Source organism: Amycolatopsis sp. BJA-103 (genome assembly GCF_002849735.1).
Lineage (GTDB): Bacteria > Actinomycetota > Actinomycetes > Mycobacteriales > Pseudonocardiaceae > Amycolatopsis.
The window spans coordinates 7,394,744-7,410,784 of the sequence record NZ_CP017780.1; the positions used below are offsets into that span (position 1 = coordinate 7,394,744).

The window sequence follows — 16,041 nt, forward strand, 5'->3', positions numbered from 1 at the left end:
GACGAGCTCGTGACCGCGTTACTCTCGGTCACGAGTTTGTCGCGTAATAAGGACCCTATTGGGGGCAACATGGCTTCGGCCGGACGGGTCACCTACCGTGAGGTGTTCGGTGTAGCCGAGTTCCGTTCGCTCTGGTTCGCCGAGCTTTTTTCGATCTTCGGCGATCAACTCGCCAGAGTCGCGCTCTCGGTCCTCGTCTTCACCGAAACCCGCTCCGCGACCCTGACCGGCCTCACGTACGCGCTGACCTACGCCCCTTCGCTGCTCGGCGGCATCTTCCTCACCGGCTTCGCGGACCGCTTCCCCCGGCGGACCGTGATGGTGGTCGTGGACCTGCTGCGGGCCGCGCTGATCGCGCTGGTCGCCGTCCCGGTCCTGCCGTTCTGGGTCCTTTGCGTCCTCGTCGGCGCCGTCTCGTTGCTGAATCCGCCGTTCAAGGCCGCCCAGCTGGCCCTGCTGCCGCAGATCCTCGAAGGCGACCGGTTCGTCGTCGGCATGGCGATCCGCAGCATGACCGTCCAATCGGCGCAGCTGGCCGGATTCGCCGGCGGCGGTCTCCTGCTGACCGCGCTCGAACCCCACATCGCCCTCGCGCTGGACGCGATCACGTTCCTGATCTCGGCGCTGTTCGTCCGGTTCGGCCTCGCCTCGCGCCCGGCCGCGGCGGCCGGCGAGAAGCGCAAGTCGTTCTTCGCGTCCATCGGCTCGGGCGGGAAGATCGTCTTCGCCAGTTCAGGGTTGCGCTCGCTACTGCTGTTCACCTGGCTGATGGGCCTGCTGCCGGTGTACGAGGGCATCGCGGCGCCTTACGTCGCCTCGTCGGGCGGTGGCCCCGAAGTCATCGGCCTGTTGCTCGCCGCCGACCCGATCGGCAGCGTGATCGGCGCGTTCATCTACTCGCGCTGGGTGCCGGCGCATGCCAGACCGAAGCTGATCGGACCGCTTTCGGCGCTGACGGCGATCCCGCTGCTGCTGTGTTTCCTGCAGCCGGGCCCGCTGTCGTCGATCCTGCTGTTCGTGGTCTGCGGCGGTTTCGGCACGGTGGCGCTGATGCAGGCGACGGCGTCACTGACGCTGGCCGTGCCGGACGAGAGCCGGGCACAGGTGATGGGGCTGTCGAACACCGGGCTGACCACGACGATGGGCGTGAGCCCGCTGATCGGCGGCATCCTGGCGGATCAGGTGGGCCCGCAGTCGACGGTCGGCGTCTTCGGGCTTGCGGGATTGTTGCTGACGATCCCGCTGGCCTTGAGCTGGCGGCGGAGCCTCAACGGTGACCCGGAACGGTGGCAGGAAAAAGACGCCGCACGCGCGGAACATTGAGGTGTTCCACGCGCCGGCCCGATCGCGCGGCCGTCTGGCGCGCGCCCCAGTTCACTGATCCCTACCGGCCATCGCTGGCACCTTTCCCTCGACCTCTCAGAGAAAAGTACACACCTAGGGAGCTTGTCGACAGCCCGCAAGTCGGTAGAAGCTGTCCGTAAGTAGGGGGTTTCGGAGAATGACGCAAGAGTCAGGGGGAAAGATGATCACATCGGAGGAACGCGCTGGACATCGTTCGGCTCTCACGGTAGCGACGTGGGAGCTGTGGAAGAGGCCTAAGCACTGGATCGCCTACACAGGGCTTTCCGTGGCGACGATGCTGGCACTGACGGGGGTCTTCGCAGCATCCATCGCCATCACGTCTTCGCAGGTCTTGCTTTGTTTTCTGCTCGCGGGACTCGCCATCGCGCACACCGAGGCGACTCGCCGGATCGAGCGGCAGCGGCGCAGCATGAGCGTCACTCCGCACATCAACATGACCTCGGTCTGGGTGCTGCCGGGCGCGATTCTGCTGCCGCCGCACTTGACCGCGCTTCTCGTAACCGTGATCTATCTTCACCTCGGATACCGCAGTTGGGCAGGTCTTCGCACGGTCAACCCCCATCGAACTGTGGCGAACGCCACATCGATGACGCTGACCGCGTTCGCATCCTGGGCGGCCGTGCAGGCCGTCGGCGCCGACCCGGCGTCGGTGACCGCGATCTGCGTCGCGAGCCTCGCCTTCTTCCTGATGAACGCCGTCTTCACCGGCACCGGCCTGTACTACGCGGCGCCCAAGAAGGCGACCGTCCAGACGCTCCTCGGCTCCTGGGACGACAACATCCTCGAAGCCTCGACGGTCTGCATCGGCGCGCTGGTGCTCGCCGTGCTGCCGCAGCAGCCCGTGCTGGTCCTGCTCGTCTTCCTGCCGCTGTACCTGCTGCAGCGTTCGGTGCTGATCAAGCAGCTGGAACAACTCGCGACCACCGACCAGAAGACCCAGCTGCTCAACGCCACGACCTGGCAGCAGGGCGCCGTCCGCGAGGTCGCCCGCGCCGAGCGCGAGAACGGCCAGTTCGGCGCGCTGATGATCGACCTCGACCACTTCAAGAGCATCAACGACACCTTCGGCCACCTGGCGGGCGACGACGTGCTCAAGAGTGTCGCGGCGCTCGTCAAGGCCGAAACCCGGACGCAGGACCTCGCCGGCCGCTTCGGCGGTGAGGAGTTCGTGGTGCTCCTGACCTCGTCGTCGAAGCAGGAGTCCGTCGCGGTCGCCGAGCGCATCCGGCAGCGGATCAGCGAGATGGTCATCAAGACCCAGGACAACGAGGGCAACTCCGTGGTCATCGAGCAGCGGACGGCGTCGGTCGGCGTCGCGACGTTCCCACTCGACGGCAGGACGATCGAAGAGGTCATGGCGTCGGCCGACGCCTCCGTCTACGCGGCCAAACGCAACGGCCGCAACCGCGTCGTGTCCTCACCGGACCTGGCGGCGGTAGCCGAAGAGGCTGGAAGGCCTCTGGAGGCTGTCGCGGCTTAACGCAACCGTTCCATCACGTCGGCGGCCGCGGTCCTGAGGCGGACCACGCCGCCGACGGTGAATTCGGTGAGCAGGTCGATGAGCGCGTCCGCGTCGGGCGGCTCGCCGTCCCAGCTCGCCTGGACGAGTGCCTCGGTCATCGCGAAGAACAGGGTGACCAGTGCCTTGTCCGCGCGGCCGGAGTCGACGCCGTGGCGCGCCCAGCGCTGCCTGCTCGCCTCGGTGTAGACGCCCGCGAGCCGTTCCCGAAGCCGGGTGAGGGCCGGATCGCCCATGCGTTCCGCCTCGCGCAGGACCGGGAACGCCTCGGGGTTCGCCGCGACGAAGGCGAACATGTTGGCGTAGTTGGCGCGCGCCCACGACCGGAGTTCGGGCTGCGAAAGGTCGAGGGCGGGCGCGCCGATCGCCTCGAAGGCCCGCTCCTCGATATCGGCCACGACCTGGGCGAACAGCGTCGCGCGGTCGCCGAACTGCTCGTAAACGGCCTGGCGGGACACCCCCGCGCGCCGGGCGATCTGCTCGATCGTCGCGGCCTGCGCGCCGTGCGCCGCGAAGACACCCGCCGCCGAACCCAGCACCCGCGCGCGTTGCTCGCCGACCGGGAGCTTGCGGGGCCTCCCTCTCGGCGCCGGACTTGACATCGTGCGCCACCTCACTGACTCTCTTTTTCGACACCCCTGTCGAAAATGTTTCTGCTCAACGAGGAGCAAGCATGCGTCCAGGTTCCCGGCGCGGTGTGGCCGCCGCCGTCTCAGCGGCCACCGTCGCGGCCTTGCTGACCTTCGGGGCACAGCAGGCCATCGCCGCCCCGTCCTTCTACGATCCCCCGTCGCCGCTGCCCGCGGGTGCTCCCGGCGACATCATCCGGCACGAACCGTCCGTGTTCTACGTCGATCCCGTGAAACTCATCAAGGCCGACGCGGACGTCCAGCGGATCATGTACCGCAGCACCGACACCCACGGCAAGCCGAACGCCGTGACCGGCACCGTCCTCACCCCGAAGAAGGCGTGGACCGGACCGGGCGAGCGCCCGCTCATCGGCTACGCGGCCGGGACGCAGGGCGTCGGCGACCAGTGCGCGCCGTCGAAGGCCCTCTCGGCGGGCATGGAGTACGAAGGTCCCTTCATCGCCGGGCTGCTGCTTCGCGGCTACGGCATCGTCGTCACCGACTACGAAGGCCTCGGCACTCCCGGCGTCCACACCTACGTCAACCGCGCCGCCGAGGGCAACGCCGTCCTCGACTCGATCCGCGCGGCACAGCGCCTGCCCGAAGCGAACCTGCCGGACAACGGCCCGGTCGCGACCGCGGGCTACTCGCAGGGCGGCGGGGCGTCGGCGTCGGCCGCCGAACTGCAGCCGTCTTACGCGCCCGAACTCAAGCTGAAGGGCTCCTACGCGGGCGCCGTCCCGGCGGACCTGGCCGAGGTCGGCAAGAACATCGACGGGCACTACGCGTTCGGTTTCCTCGGATTCACGCTGGTCAGCATGGACGCGGCGTATCCGGAACTGAAGATCCCGGCCCTGCTCAACGCGAAGGGCGTCGAGGCGTTCGAGAAGGTCAAGCAGGAGTGCACGGTGGGCGCGATCTTCGGGTACGCGTTCACCCAGTCGAAGAACCTGACCAAGGACGGCAGGCCGCTGACCGCGTACCTCGGCGAGGAGCCCTTCAAGACGCGGGTCGACGAGCAGCTCATCGGAGCGCGTAAGCCGGGCGTGCCGACGCTGGTCGTCCACAGTGCACTCGACGACATCGTGCCCTACGCGCAGGGACGGACCATGGCGCGCTCGTGGTGCGCGAAGGGCGCGAAGGTGCAGTTCTCGACTTCGCTGGTTCCGACTCACGTCGGCGGGGCCATCCGGGCGTTCCCGGAGGCTTTCGCTTGGCTTGAGGGGCGCTTCGCGGGGCTCCCGGCCGTGGGGAACTGCGGGTTGTTCTAGGGGTCACCGGTGCAATGAAAGGCCCGTTACTTGCAAATTTTGCAAGTAACGGGCCTTTCATAGCGGCTCACTTGAGGCCGGTCGCCTCCGCGGCGGCGGGGTCCGAGTCGCTGAGGAAGGTCCGGCAGCGGTCGTACTCCTCGGTCTCGCCGATCTTTCCGGCGGCCTTGCCGAGGACGGCGAGCGCGCGCAGGAAGCCCTGGTTCGGACGGTGCGCCCACGGCACCGGGCCGTGTCCCTTCCAGCCCGCGCGGCGGAGCTGGTCGAGGCCGCGGTGATAGCCGGTGCGGGCGTACGCGTAGGCAGCGACGGTCTCGCCTGCTTCGAACGCCTTCTCGGCGAGCGAGGCCCACGCCTCGCTGTAGTCAGGGTGCTCGGCGGCGACGGCGGCCGGGTCGCTCCCGGCGTCCAGCGCCGCCTGGGCCGCGGTGTGCTCGGGGAGATGCGTCGGCTGGGGGCCGAGGAGGTTCGTCATACGGACCATTGTGCTCGTGCCCTGTGATCAGAAGAACAGGCTCCCGAGAATGCCCCCACCGGCCAGTACCAGAGCGGCGACGAGGACCGCCGCGACAAGTCGTTTCGGCATCATGGCGGCACACCTTGCCCTGCTTCGCACGCCGACCGCAAATCCGCCACCCCTACGGGTGAACCCCGATTTTCGACCCCAAATGCCCATCTCGTGACCTGGAGCAGGGAAGATACCGGCATGACAAAGGCGACAGAAGTGACCGGGGACCTCTCGCCGGGTGTCATCCCCCGCAGTCCGATCGCGAAGACGAAGCTGTTCTTCAAGCTGCACTGGCATCGCGGCGCGCCAGGACAGGCGACGCCGGACTGGGTGCTGAACTTCTGCTACGGCATGTGGCTCGCCGCGTTCGCCTTCAAGCTGGTGGGCTCGTCCTGGGACATGTCGTGGCATTTCATGTGGCTCCGGGACGACCTCGCCCCGCCGCATCTGATCAACACCGTCGGCACGGTGATCATCATGGTGCTCGTGGCGATCCACAGCTACACCGGGATGGGCGCCGATCGGCGCTCGCTGCGGCTGATGCAGATCGGGCTCGTGGTGTTCCTCATCGCGGCGCCGCTGGACGTCATCAACCACCGCGTCAACGGTCTCGACCTGACCGCGTGGAGCCCGTCGCACATGATGCTCTACATCGGAACGGGCATCATGCAGGCGGGCGTGATCATGGGCTGGCTGAAGTACGCCAAGCCCGGCCGGATGCGCACCGGTGTCCTGATCGGACTGTGGGCGTTCTTCCTGGAGAACACGTTCTTCCCGAACGGCCAGCAGGAGTACGGCATCCTCGGGCTGCGCGCCTGGGAACGCGGCACGCCCGAGGCCGAGCCGGAACTGCTGAACTTCGCCGCCAACCAGATCGGGCATCCGGTCGACAGGGTGGCCGTCGAGTACTTCACGATGCCGATCGACGACTGGGTGTACCCGCTGTGGGGCATCGGCGTGATGGCGCTGATCTTCGCGCTGGCGCGGCACACGACCGGCTTCCGCTGGGCGGGGACGACGGTCGCCGCCGCCTACCTCGGCTACCGGCTGGTGATGTGGCCGCTGCTGCTCGGGATGGGCTTCCCGATCTCGGTCGTGCCGTTCTACCTGCTCGCCGTCGGCCTCGCGGTCGACCTGGCGTTCCGCATCGGGCGAGGACATCCGCTGCTGACGGCGGGCGTCGGCGCGCTGCTGGTGACGGCTTTCGGGTACGGGATGTTGTGGGTGCAGTCGCAGTTCCGGCCGTGGATCCTCGGCGACGCGCATACGGAGTCGGCACCGCCGGTCGCGTATTGGACGGCCGCGGTCTGCCTGGTCGGAGTCGGCGCGCTGTGGGCCGCCGCCGGGCCTGGGACGCGGGCGGTGAACTCGCTGCTGGAGAAGCGCCGGGGCCGCACGGAGCTCCCGGCCGCCTGAGGCTCAAGACGAGTCGTGTCCGGCCAGCCACAACGAAGCGAGCGGGAGCGCCATCAGCCGATCACCGAAGCTGATGGCGCTCTGGCTTCCGGTGTGCAGGACGATTCCTAGCGTGAACTGATCGCCGAGAAGGTCCCGTAACTGCGCGAGCCCGCGGAAGTCCGCCGCGGTCACCGTGTCACGCGCTTTCGATTCGACACCGACGACCTGCCCGTCGTCCCGTTCCAAGACCACGTCGACCTCCGCACCACCGCTCACTCGCCAGTGGTGCAGCCGCACCTCGGCGTCGCTCCACGTGGCCTGCTTGGCGAGTTCGTTGACGATGAAGGTCTCGACAAGAGGGCCGCGAGTCGGCGCCACGGGCTTCGCCAGGGACTCGGAGGACACGCCCAGCAGAGAAGCGGCGAGCCCGGTGTCGGTGAGGTGGAGCTTGGCGTGTTTCACCGCCCGGGATGTCAGGTTTCGTGACCACGCCGGGAGACGGTGGACCAGGAACACCGCTTCGAGCAATTCGACGTACTTGTTCACCGTGGTGCGATGAAGGCCGGTCCTGGTCGAAGTGTTCACGCTGTTGTGTTCTTGAGCCGTGATGGAGGCCAAGTAGGCCAACAAGGCCGTCATGGCGCTGGGCTCGTTGACTCTGGACATTTCCCGGATGTCGCGCTCCGCGATGGCCTGTACATAGGCGCGGAACCAGGCCTTGCGCGCACGCGCGCTGCCGAGAAGCGCCGGTTCGGGAAAACCGCCTCGGCAGATACGCGCGAAGTAGTCCGTGCGATCGACGTTCACGGTTCCGAGGTCGAGCAAGCGGCCGGGTTCGTCGAAAGCGACATCGATGAACCGCTCGAACCGTCCCTCGAACTCACCCTGCGAAAACGGCCACACGTCGACGACGACGCCCCGGCCCGCCAGGGATTCCGAAAGGCTGGGCGTCGCCAGGAAGCGAGTGGACCCTGCGAGGACGTAGCGTCCCGGGCCGCCTTCCGCGTCGACTTCCGCCTTGATCGCCCTGATCAGCGGATCCCCCGCTCGCTGCACCTCGTCGATGAGCCTGGGCTCCGGACCGGTACCGGCGAATCCGACGGGATCTTCGATGGCTGCTTGCAGAAGCTGCTCGTCGTCCAGATTGAAGGAGGTCCCACCGTGACGCCGGTGCAGATGCCTGAGCATGGTCGTCTTGCCGGCCTGACGAGGACCGTTGATGATCACGACGCGGAAGCTCGCCAGATACTCTTCCGCGACGGCGCAGCCGGCCCGTACCAGGTCCGATTCGGCCATAGCTCCTCGAAATGCCGGGGTCGTGTACATCTCACAGTACCGTCAGTCGACATTTCACGACTGGGTGAACCGACATTCCACAGTGCAAGTGACCGACATTTTGCTGATCTTGAAACCGGTGCTCCCTCCGTCACCCCAGTGCTGTGAAAGGCCCGTTACTTGCAAAATTTGCAAGTAACGGGCCTTTCATAGCACGCGAGTGAAGCGGATCAGGAGAGCTTGTTGCCCGCCGAACCCAGCGACTGAGCGGCCTCGACGATGCGCGCGGCCATGCCGGCCTCGGCGGCCTTGAGGTAGCTACGCGGGTCGTAGACCTTCTTGTTGCCGACCTCGCCGTCGATCTTCAGGACGCCGTCGTAGTTCTTGAAGAAGTGCTCCGCGATCGGACGCGTGAAGGCGTACTGCGTGTCGGTGTCGACGTTCATCTTCACGACGCCGTAGGACACCGCCTCGCGGATCTCCTCCGGCAGCGAGCCCGAACCGCCGTGGAAGACGAGCTCGAACGGCTTCGAACCGGCGGGGAGGCCGAGCTTCTTCGACGCCGCCTCCTGGCCGCCCTTGAGGACGTCCGGGCGCAGCTTCACGTTGCCGGGCTTGTAGACGCCGTGCACGTTGCCGAAGGTCGCGGCCAGCAGGTAGCGGCCGTTCTCGCCGGAACCGAGCGCGTCGATCGTCTTCAGGAAGTCGCCCTCGGCGGTGTACAGCTTCTCGTTGATCTCCGCCTCGACGCCGTCTTCCTCGCCGCCGACGACACCGATCTCGACCTCGAGGATGATGTTCGCGGCCGCGGCCTTGGCGAGCAGTTCCTGCGCGATCTCGAGGTTCTCGTCGAGGTCGATCGCGGAGCCGTCCCACATGTGGCTCTGGAACAGCGGGTGCTGACCGTTCTTGACCCGCTCCGCCGAGATCTCGATCAGCGGGCGGACGAAGCCGTCGAGCTTGTCCTTCGGGCAGTGGTCGGTGTGCAGCGCGACGTTGACGTCGTACTTGGCGGCGACGACCTGGGCGAACTCGGCCAGCGCGACCGAACCGGTCACCATGTCCTTGACCTTCTGGCCGGACGCGAACTCCGCGCCGCCGGTGGAGAACTGGATGATCCCGTCGCTCTCCGCCTCGGCGAACCCGCGGATCGCGGCGTTCAGGGTCTCCGACGAGGTCACGTTGATGGCCGGGTAGGCGAATTCGTTCGCCTTCGCCCGGTCGAGCATCTCCGCGTAGACCTCGGGGGTGGCGATGGGCATCGTTTACTCCTCCTCGAAGCAGGCTGGTGCACCTCTCGGCCGCATCGTACGAGGTCGGCCGGGAGGTGCCTACAGCCGTCGCGTCAGAGAAGGACCGCGGCGAGCGCGCGGTAGACCGGCAGGGGGTCCTGGTTCAGTACCTGGATGTTCACGTGGTCCGCCCCGGCCTCGATGTGCGCGGTGACGCCGCGGGCGACCGTCTCGGCGTCGCCGTGGACGGCCAGCGCGTCGACCAGTTTGTCACTGCCCTCGCCTGCCAGGTCCTCGTCGGTGAAACCGAGTTTGCGCAGGGAGTTCGTGTAGTTGACCAGGCCGAGGTAGAACGCCACGGACGGACGGCCGATCGCGCGGGCCTTCGCCGGATCTGCCTCGAGGACGACCTTCTGCTCGGGCGCGAGCAGCGGTCCTTCGCCGAGGATTTCGCGCGCCTGGCGCGTGTGCTCGGGCGTCATCAGGTACGGGTGGGCTCCCGCTGTGCGGTCTCCTGCGAGTTTGATCACCTTCGGGCCGAGAGCCGCCAGCGCACGAGCTTCGACGGGCACCCCGGCCTCGTCGAGAGCGTCGAGATACTCCACCAGGGCGGTGTACGGCTTCTTGAACTCCGCGGTGTGCTCACGGTGCCCGGCGCCGACACCGAGCAGGAAGCGACCCGGGTGCTTCGCTTCGATGCGCTTGTAGGACTCGGCGACCGTGGCCGCGTCGTCCTTCCAGATGTTGACGATGCCGGTGGCCACCTTGATCGTCTTCGTCGCGTCGAGGAGCTCCTCCGCCTTCGCGAGGTCACCCGACGGCGAGCCACCGAGCCAGATGGCGCCGTAGCCGAGTTCCTCCAGTTCGCGCGCGAGTTCCGGGGTGAACACACTTTCGTGCTGCCAGATGCCGATCCTGCCGAGTTCGATTCCCATGTTCCGAGCTAACACCGGCCTCGGCCGAAGTCTTCCCTTATGTTCGAGGCATGGCGAAACTCGGGAATACCGACCTCGACGTCCGAGGGATCAACCTCGGCGGGAACGTCTTCGGCTGGACCGCGGACGAGCAGCAGTCCTTCGCCGTCCTCGACGCCTACACGGCGGCGGGCGGCAACTTCATCGACACCGCCGACCTGTACTCCAAGGGCGGCTCCGAGACGATCATCGGCAACTGGCTGACCGAGCGCGGCAACCGCGACGACGTCGTCATCGCGACCAAGACCGGGATGTGGGACGAGCGCAAGGGGCTCTCGGCGGCGAACATCGCGGCGGCGGCCGAGGACTCGTTGCGGCGGCTCCGGACCGACCACATCGACCTCTACTACGCGCACATCGACGATCCGGAGACCCCGGTCGAGGAGACGCTTCGGGCCTTCGACACGCTCGTGCGCGCGGGCAAGGTCCGCTACGTCGCGGCGTCGAACTTCTCCGCGGAACGACTGAGCGAAGCACTGTCCACTTCGGACCGTGAAGGGCTCGCGAAGTACGTCGCGCTGCAGCCGCACTACAACCTCGTCGAGCGGGACTACGAACGCGACCTGGCGCCGACGGTCGAGCGCGAAGGCCTGACCATCCTGCCGTATTTCTCGCTGGCCAAGGGTTTCCTCGCCGGGAAGTACCGGTCGAAGGACGACCTCGGCGACAGCCCGCGCGCCGCCCGCGCATCGTCCTATTTGGACGAACGCGGAGAACGCGTGCTCACCGCGCTGGACGCGATCGCGGCCGACCGCGGTGTCACGGTCGCGGCGGTGTCGCTGGCGTGGCTGTTCGCCCAGCCGACCGTCACCGCGCCCATCGCGAGCGCCCGCTCGGTCGAGCAGCTGACCGACCTCCTGCCCGCGGCCGACCTCGCTCTCACCGCCGACGAACTCGACGCCCTCACCACCGCTTCGCACTGAAAATCCCCGCATTCAGTCCTCTGGTCGCAGTAGTTCGCACCACCAACTACCGCGACCAGAGGACGAACCGCGGACTTACTTGCGGGTAGCTTACTCCGGGTAGGTTGGGGTACCGTCCGAAAGTCTTAGGGCTCGGACGAGGAGGCAACGTGGCCAAGAACAGCGTGAACGGCAAGGTCGTCCTGATCACCGGCGCCGCGAGGGGCATCGGCGCGGGACTCGCCGAACGCCTGGCCGCGCAGGGCGCGAAGGTCGCCCTGGTCGGCATCGAAGCCAAGGAACAGCAGGCCGTCGCCGACAAGATCGGCGCGAGCGCCCACGCCTGGGAAGCCGACGTCACCAGCTGGGACGACCTCGAACGCGCCACCGCCGGCGTCGTCGAGCACTTCGGCGGGATCGACGTCGTCATCGCGAACGCCGGCATCGCGACCTCCGGTTTCGTCCGGTCGGTGGACCCCGTCGCCTTCGAGAAGGTCATCGAGGTCGACCTCCTCGGCGTCTGGCGCACCTTCCGCGTCACCCTTCCGCATGTCATCGACCGCAAGGGCTACCTGCTCGCGATCTCGTCGCTGGCCGCGATCACCCACGCGCCCGGCATGGCGAACTACGCCGCCGCGAAGGCGGGCGTCGAAGCGTTCTCCAACAGCCTCCGCGCCGAAGTCGCCCACCTCGGCGTGAAGGTCGGTGTCGCGCACCCGACCTGGATCCGCACCGACCTCGTCGAAAGCGCCGACCAGCACCCGGTGTTCGGCAAGCTCCGCGCGGGCATGCCCGGCCTGCTCGGCAAGACGTACCCGCTGAAGGTCGCCCTCGACCTCCTCCAGGCCGGGGTCAACAAGCGCGCCCGCACCATCCACGTCCCGCGCTGGGTCGGCGGGCTCAAGCTCATCCGGGCGTTCCTGCCCCCGATCATCGAGATCGGCTCCCGCGGCCGGATCAAGAAGGCCGACGCGGCCGCACTCGTGGACATCGAGCAGCGTGGCGCGTACGAATCTTCAGTGACCGGTCAAGCAGGCCGGGCCGCCACGAAGAAGGGCTGACCGAATGTCCCGTCGCGACCAGATCCGCATGACGCCCGACGAGCTCGCCGCGTACCTCGACGAGCAGAAGGTCATCAACGTCGCGACGGTCGGGCCGAACGGCCGCCCGCATCTGGCCCCGCTCTGGTACTACCCGCACGAGTCGGGCGTCGCGACCTGGACCTACGGCTCGTCGCAGAAGGCGAAGAACCTGGAACGCGACCCGCGCGCCACGGTGCTCATCGAGGACGGCGAAAGCTACGACAAGCTCCGCGGGGTCTCCCTGGAAGCCGACGTCGAGGTCATCACCGATACCGCCGTGGTCACCCAGATGGGTATCAACCTCATGCAGCGGTACGCAGGCGCGAAACCGGGCGACCCGGTGCCCGACGAGCTCGCCGGCTTCATCGGCAAGCAGGCCCCGAAGCGAATCGGGCTGATCTTCACGCCGACCAAGATCGTGAGCTGGAACCACGGGAAGCTCGGCGGGACATACTGACGGGTAAGTCGTACTAGCAAGTAACTGTTACTTCCGGTAACGTCATCCGCGCAAGAAGCCTCGACGCGGAGGGCGCAGCAGATGACCGAGCGATTCAAGGTCGTGATCGTGGGCACCGGGTTCTCCGGGCTCGGCCAGGCCATCCAGCTCGAAAAGGCCGGGATCACCGACTACGTGATCCTGGAGAAGGCGGACGAAGTCGGCGGTACGTGGCGCGACAACTCGTACCCCGGCTGCGCCTGCGACGTGCAGTCCCACATGTACTCGTTCTCGTACGAGCAGAACCCGGACTGGTCGCGGTCGTTCTCACCCGCCCCAGAGATCTTCCAGTACCTCAAGGACGTCACCGACAAGTACCGGCTGCGGCGCAAGATCCGGTTCGGCGTCGAACTCACCGGCGCCGACTGGGACGACACCGCGCGGCTCTGGCGCGTGCACACGAAGGCCGGTGAGTTCGAAGCCCAGTTCGTCGTCTCCGGTGTCGGCGGCCTGCACATCCCGCAGGTCCCCAAGCTGCCCGGGATCGAGAAGTTCCAGGGCCAGACCTGGCATTCCGCGCAGTGGAACCACGAATACGACCTGCGCGGCAAGAAGGTCGCCGTGGTCGGCACCGGCGCCAGCGCGGTCCAGTTCGTCCCGCGGATCGCCCCGGACGTCGACGAGCTGACGCTGTTCCAGCGCACGCCGCCGTGGATCATGCCGAAGCCCGACCACGCCATGCCGGGCTGGGCCAAGACCGCGTTCCGCCGGATTCCCGGGGCGCAAAGGCTCTACCGCAACGCGCTGTACTGGTTCCTCGAAGTGCGCGCCGTCGGCTTCAACGGCCACCCCGCGATCATGAAGGCCGGCGAGGTGATCGCGAAGCGCCATATCGGCAAGGGGATCAAGAATCCCCGGCTGCGCAAGAAGGTCACCCCGGACTACACCATGGGCTGCAAGCGGGTGCTGATCTCCAACGACTACTACCCGGCGCTCAACCGGTCCAATGTGGACGTCAACACCGAAGGCGTGCGCGAGGTCAAGGCGCACAGTGTCGTCGACGGGAACGGTGTCGAGCACGAAGTCGACGCGATCATCTACGGCACCGGCTTCAAGGTCACGGATGCCTTGGAATACCTGGACATCACCGGGATCGGCGGTCGCGACCTCGCCAAGGAATGGGCCACCGAGGGGATGCACACGCACAAGGGCATCAGCGTCTCCGGCTTCCCGAACCTGTTCTTCCTCCTCGGCCCGAACACCGCGCTGGGCCACAACTCCGTGGTGTTCATGATCGAATCGCAGGCGCGCTACGTCGTCGACGCGATCAAGCTCGCCGGCTCGCGGGGCGCCGCCGCGCTCGACGTCCGCGCCGGTGTCCAGGAGAAGTTCCAGCGCGGGATCCAGGACAAGCTCGTCAAGGGCGTGTGGACCCAGGGCGGCTGCAAGAGCTGGTACCTCGACGCGAAGGGCGTCAACCGCACGATCTGGCCGGGGTTCACCTGGCGCTACTGGCTCGAGACCCGCAAGGTCGACCCGGCCGACTACGAACTCAGCGGGAGGGCGTCATGACGGCTCAGCACGAAGACCACGAGCAGATCGTCCTGCACGCGCGCGACGTCAAGTTCGACTGGGCCTCGCTGCCGATGCACTGGATCCCCGGCGAACCGCAGGCGACGCACACCATCAACGTGCTGCACCTGGCGCTGCCGGAAGGCGAACGCTGGTTCGTCGAGGTGTTCAAGCAGGCCGTCCCGCTGATCCGCGACGAGCGGCTCAAGGAGGACGTCCTCGGCTTCATCGGCCAGGAGGCCATGCACGCCGAGGCGCACGACGGCGCCGCGGAGCACCTCGAAGCGGCGGGCGTCCACGTGCGGCCGTACATCGCGCAGATGGAGTGGATGTTCCGCCGTCTGCTCGGCGACCGCGAGCTTTCCGCCAAACGGCGCGAAGAATGGCTGATCGAGCGGCTCGCGGTGATCGCCGCGATCGAGCACTACACCGCGTTCCTCGGCCAGTGGATCCTCGACGCCAAGGCCCTCGACGACGCGAACGCGAACCCGACGATGCTGGATCTCCTGCGCTGGCACGGCGCCGAGGAGGTCGAGCACCGCTCGGTCGCCTTCGACCTGTTCATGCACCTCGACGGCCGCTACGGCCGTCGCGTGCGCAGCATGCTCGTCGTGACGCCGGTGCTCGCGTGGGTCTTCCTGCGCGGCACCAGGTTCCTCATGAAGAACGACCCGACGCGGCCGGGCAAGACAAGTTTCCGGACATATCTGCGAGTGGCGAAGCTCGGGTTGCTGCCTTCGGGCAAGCAACTGCGGCGCGAGATCAAGCCGTACTTCAAGAAGTCCTATCACCCCACGGAAACCGGCAACACCGACCAAGCCGTCGCGTACCTCGCGAGTTCCCCGGCCGCGCTGGCGGCCGACGAACCACAGTGACGCCGCCGACGCGCCCGCTGCGGCTCGACGGCAGCGGGCGGACCGACCGCGCGATGGCGTCGTTGACCGGGGTCGTCGCGGCGTACCGCAGGCTCAGCGGCGTGAGCGGACGCCGCCGTCCGCCGGTGGCCGCCGTCGACCGCGATCTCCCGCTGGTCGTCGACGATCTCCGTGCCGAAGCCGACGGCGTGGTCAGCCTGCGGCTGGTGCACGAACGCGGCGAACCGCTGCCCCGGTGGCGGCCCGGCGCGCACGTCGACCTCTCGCCGCGGCCGGGACTGGTCCGGCAGTACTCCCTGTGCGGCGATCCGGACGACCGCTCGGCCTACCGCGTCGGCGTCCGGTTGCTGGGCGAGGGATCGACGGCGGTGCACGCCCTGAAGAAGGGCGCGCGGATCACCGCGCGCGGCCCGCGCAACGCGTTCCCGTTCGTCGCGAGCCCGGCGTACCTGTTCATCGCCGGCGGTATCGGGATCACGCCGATCCTGCCGATGGTGCGGCAGGCGGCCGCGTCCGGCGCGGACTGGCGGCTGGTCTACACCGGTCGCGACGAGGCTTCGATGCCGTTCCTGGATGAATTGTCCGAATTCGGCGACAGAGTCTGGGTTCGGCCGGACACGGACTACGGGATTCCCGCCTCGGGCGCGGAACTGCTCGAAGGGGCAGAAAAGAGTGCCCCGATTTACTGCTGCGGCCCGGTTCCGATGATCGTCGGCGTCCGGACGGACGCGGCGCTGCGCACTTCGGGACCGGTGTTCTTCGAGCGGTTTTCGACGCCGCCGATCGTCGGAGGCAAGCCGTTCCGCGTCGAACTGGCCCGCAGCGGCCGGACGCTGGACGTGCCCGCCGACCGGACCACGCTCGACGTCCTGCGCGAAACCGTGCCCGGTATCGCGTATTCGTGCAGGCAGGGGTTCTGCGGGACCTGCGAGCTGCCGACGGTGACCGGTGACCGCGTCCGGATCTGCGTCGAACGCGAGCCGGTCACCCTCGACCTCTGAGC

At 67.6% G+C, this 16,041-nt stretch carries 15 protein-coding genes; 10 read left to right on the forward strand and 5 right to left on the reverse strand.

Going from position 1 to position 16,041, the window contains the following annotated elements:
• Positions 1-69: 69 nt before the first annotated feature.
• The gene (locus tag BKN51_RS32990; RefSeq protein WP_101611329.1) at positions 70-1,323 is read left to right on the forward strand and encodes an MFS transporter; all 1,254 of its coding nucleotides are present in this window, start codon (positions 70-72) and stop codon (positions 1,321-1,323) included.
• Between the two features lie 202 nt (positions 1,324-1,525).
• Complete coding sequence (locus tag BKN51_RS32995; protein WP_101611330.1) at positions 1,526-2,845, forward strand: GGDEF domain-containing protein; 1,320 nt, start codon at positions 1,526-1,528, stop codon at positions 2,843-2,845.
• Here BKN51_RS32995 and BKN51_RS33000 read toward each other — a convergent pair.
• Positions 2,842-3,423 (reverse strand): TetR/AcrR family transcriptional regulator, encoded by a 582-nt coding sequence (locus tag BKN51_RS33000; RefSeq protein WP_174720567.1) that lies wholly within the window; start codon positions 3,421-3,423, stop codon positions 2,842-2,844. The two genes, BKN51_RS32995 and BKN51_RS33000, sit on opposite strands and share 4 nt — an antisense overlap.
• A gap of 134 nt (positions 3,424-3,557) precedes the next feature.
• Here BKN51_RS33000 and BKN51_RS33005 point away from each other — a divergent pair, with 134 nt between their 5' ends.
• Positions 3,558-4,784, forward strand: coding sequence for a lipase family protein (locus tag BKN51_RS33005; protein WP_101611332.1), 1,227 nt, complete (start codon positions 3,558-3,560; stop codon positions 4,782-4,784).
• 67 nt (positions 4,785-4,851) lie between these two features.
• Here the strand turns inward: BKN51_RS33005 and BKN51_RS33010 are convergent, their stop codons facing one another.
• Positions 4,852-5,259 (reverse strand): DUF3151 domain-containing protein, encoded by a 408-nt coding sequence (locus BKN51_RS33010; protein WP_101611333.1) that lies wholly within the window; start codon positions 5,257-5,259, stop codon positions 4,852-4,854.
• A 231-nt stretch (positions 5,260-5,490) separates the two neighbouring features.
• Between BKN51_RS33010 and BKN51_RS33015 the strand changes: the two genes are divergently transcribed.
• Positions 5,491-6,708: a hypothetical protein gene (locus tag BKN51_RS33015; RefSeq protein ID WP_101611334.1), complete on the forward strand. Its 1,218-nt coding sequence runs from the start codon at positions 5,491-5,493 to the stop codon at positions 6,706-6,708.
• Positions 6,709-6,711: 3 nt separating this feature from the next.
• On the opposite strand, the gene BKN51_RS33020 is transcribed toward BKN51_RS33015, so the two are convergent.
• The 3 genes from BKN51_RS33020 to BKN51_RS33030 form a co-directional block, all read right to left on the reverse strand.
• Positions 6,712-7,986 (reverse strand): ATP-binding protein, encoded by a 1,275-nt coding sequence (locus BKN51_RS33020; RefSeq protein WP_101611335.1) that lies wholly within the window; start codon positions 7,984-7,986, stop codon positions 6,712-6,714.
• Positions 7,987-8,195: 209 nt separating this feature from the next.
• Complete coding sequence (gene fbaA / locus BKN51_RS33025) at positions 8,196-9,227, reverse strand: class II fructose-bisphosphate aldolase (protein ID WP_101611336.1); 1,032 nt, start codon at positions 9,225-9,227, stop codon at positions 8,196-8,198.
• A gap of 83 nt (positions 9,228-9,310) precedes the next feature.
• Positions 9,311-10,132 carry an LLM class F420-dependent oxidoreductase gene (locus BKN51_RS33030; RefSeq protein ID WP_101611337.1) on the reverse strand — a complete coding sequence of 274 codons (822 nt, stop codon included), beginning with the start codon at positions 10,130-10,132 and terminating at the stop codon, positions 9,311-9,313.
• A gap of 50 nt (positions 10,133-10,182) precedes the next feature.
• Between BKN51_RS33030 and BKN51_RS33035 the strand changes: the two genes are divergently transcribed.
• The 6 genes from BKN51_RS33035 to BKN51_RS33060 all read left to right on the forward strand — a co-directional run bounded on the left by BKN51_RS33035 (position 10,183) and on the right by BKN51_RS33060 (position 16,039).
• Complete coding sequence (locus BKN51_RS33035; RefSeq protein WP_101611338.1) at positions 10,183-11,094, forward strand: aldo/keto reductase; 912 nt, start codon at positions 10,183-10,185, stop codon at positions 11,092-11,094.
• 149 nt (positions 11,095-11,243) lie between these two features.
• Entirely contained in the window at positions 11,244-12,134 is an 891-nt protein-coding gene (locus BKN51_RS33040; protein ID WP_101611339.1) for an SDR family oxidoreductase, read from the forward strand.
• A 4-nt stretch (positions 12,135-12,138) separates the two neighbouring features.
• On the forward strand, positions 12,139-12,612 hold the full coding sequence (locus tag BKN51_RS33045) for a pyridoxamine 5'-phosphate oxidase family protein (RefSeq protein ID WP_101611340.1): 474 nt from the start codon (positions 12,139-12,141) through the stop codon (positions 12,610-12,612).
• An 81-nt stretch (positions 12,613-12,693) separates the two neighbouring features.
• On the forward strand, positions 12,694-14,163 hold the full coding sequence (locus BKN51_RS33050) for a flavin-containing monooxygenase (RefSeq protein ID WP_101611341.1): 1,470 nt from the start codon (positions 12,694-12,696) through the stop codon (positions 14,161-14,163).
• The gene (locus BKN51_RS33055; RefSeq protein WP_101611342.1) at positions 14,160-15,038 is read left to right on the forward strand and encodes a metal-dependent hydrolase; all 879 of its coding nucleotides are present in this window, start codon (positions 14,160-14,162) and stop codon (positions 15,036-15,038) included. Before BKN51_RS33050 ends, BKN51_RS33055 begins: the two co-directional genes overlap by 4 nt.
• Positions 15,035-16,039: a PDR/VanB family oxidoreductase gene (locus BKN51_RS33060; RefSeq protein WP_101611343.1), complete on the forward strand. Its 1,005-nt coding sequence runs from the start codon at positions 15,035-15,037 to the stop codon at positions 16,037-16,039. Before BKN51_RS33055 ends, BKN51_RS33060 begins: the two co-directional genes overlap by 4 nt.
• The last annotated feature ends 2 nt before the right edge of the window (positions 16,040-16,041 follow it).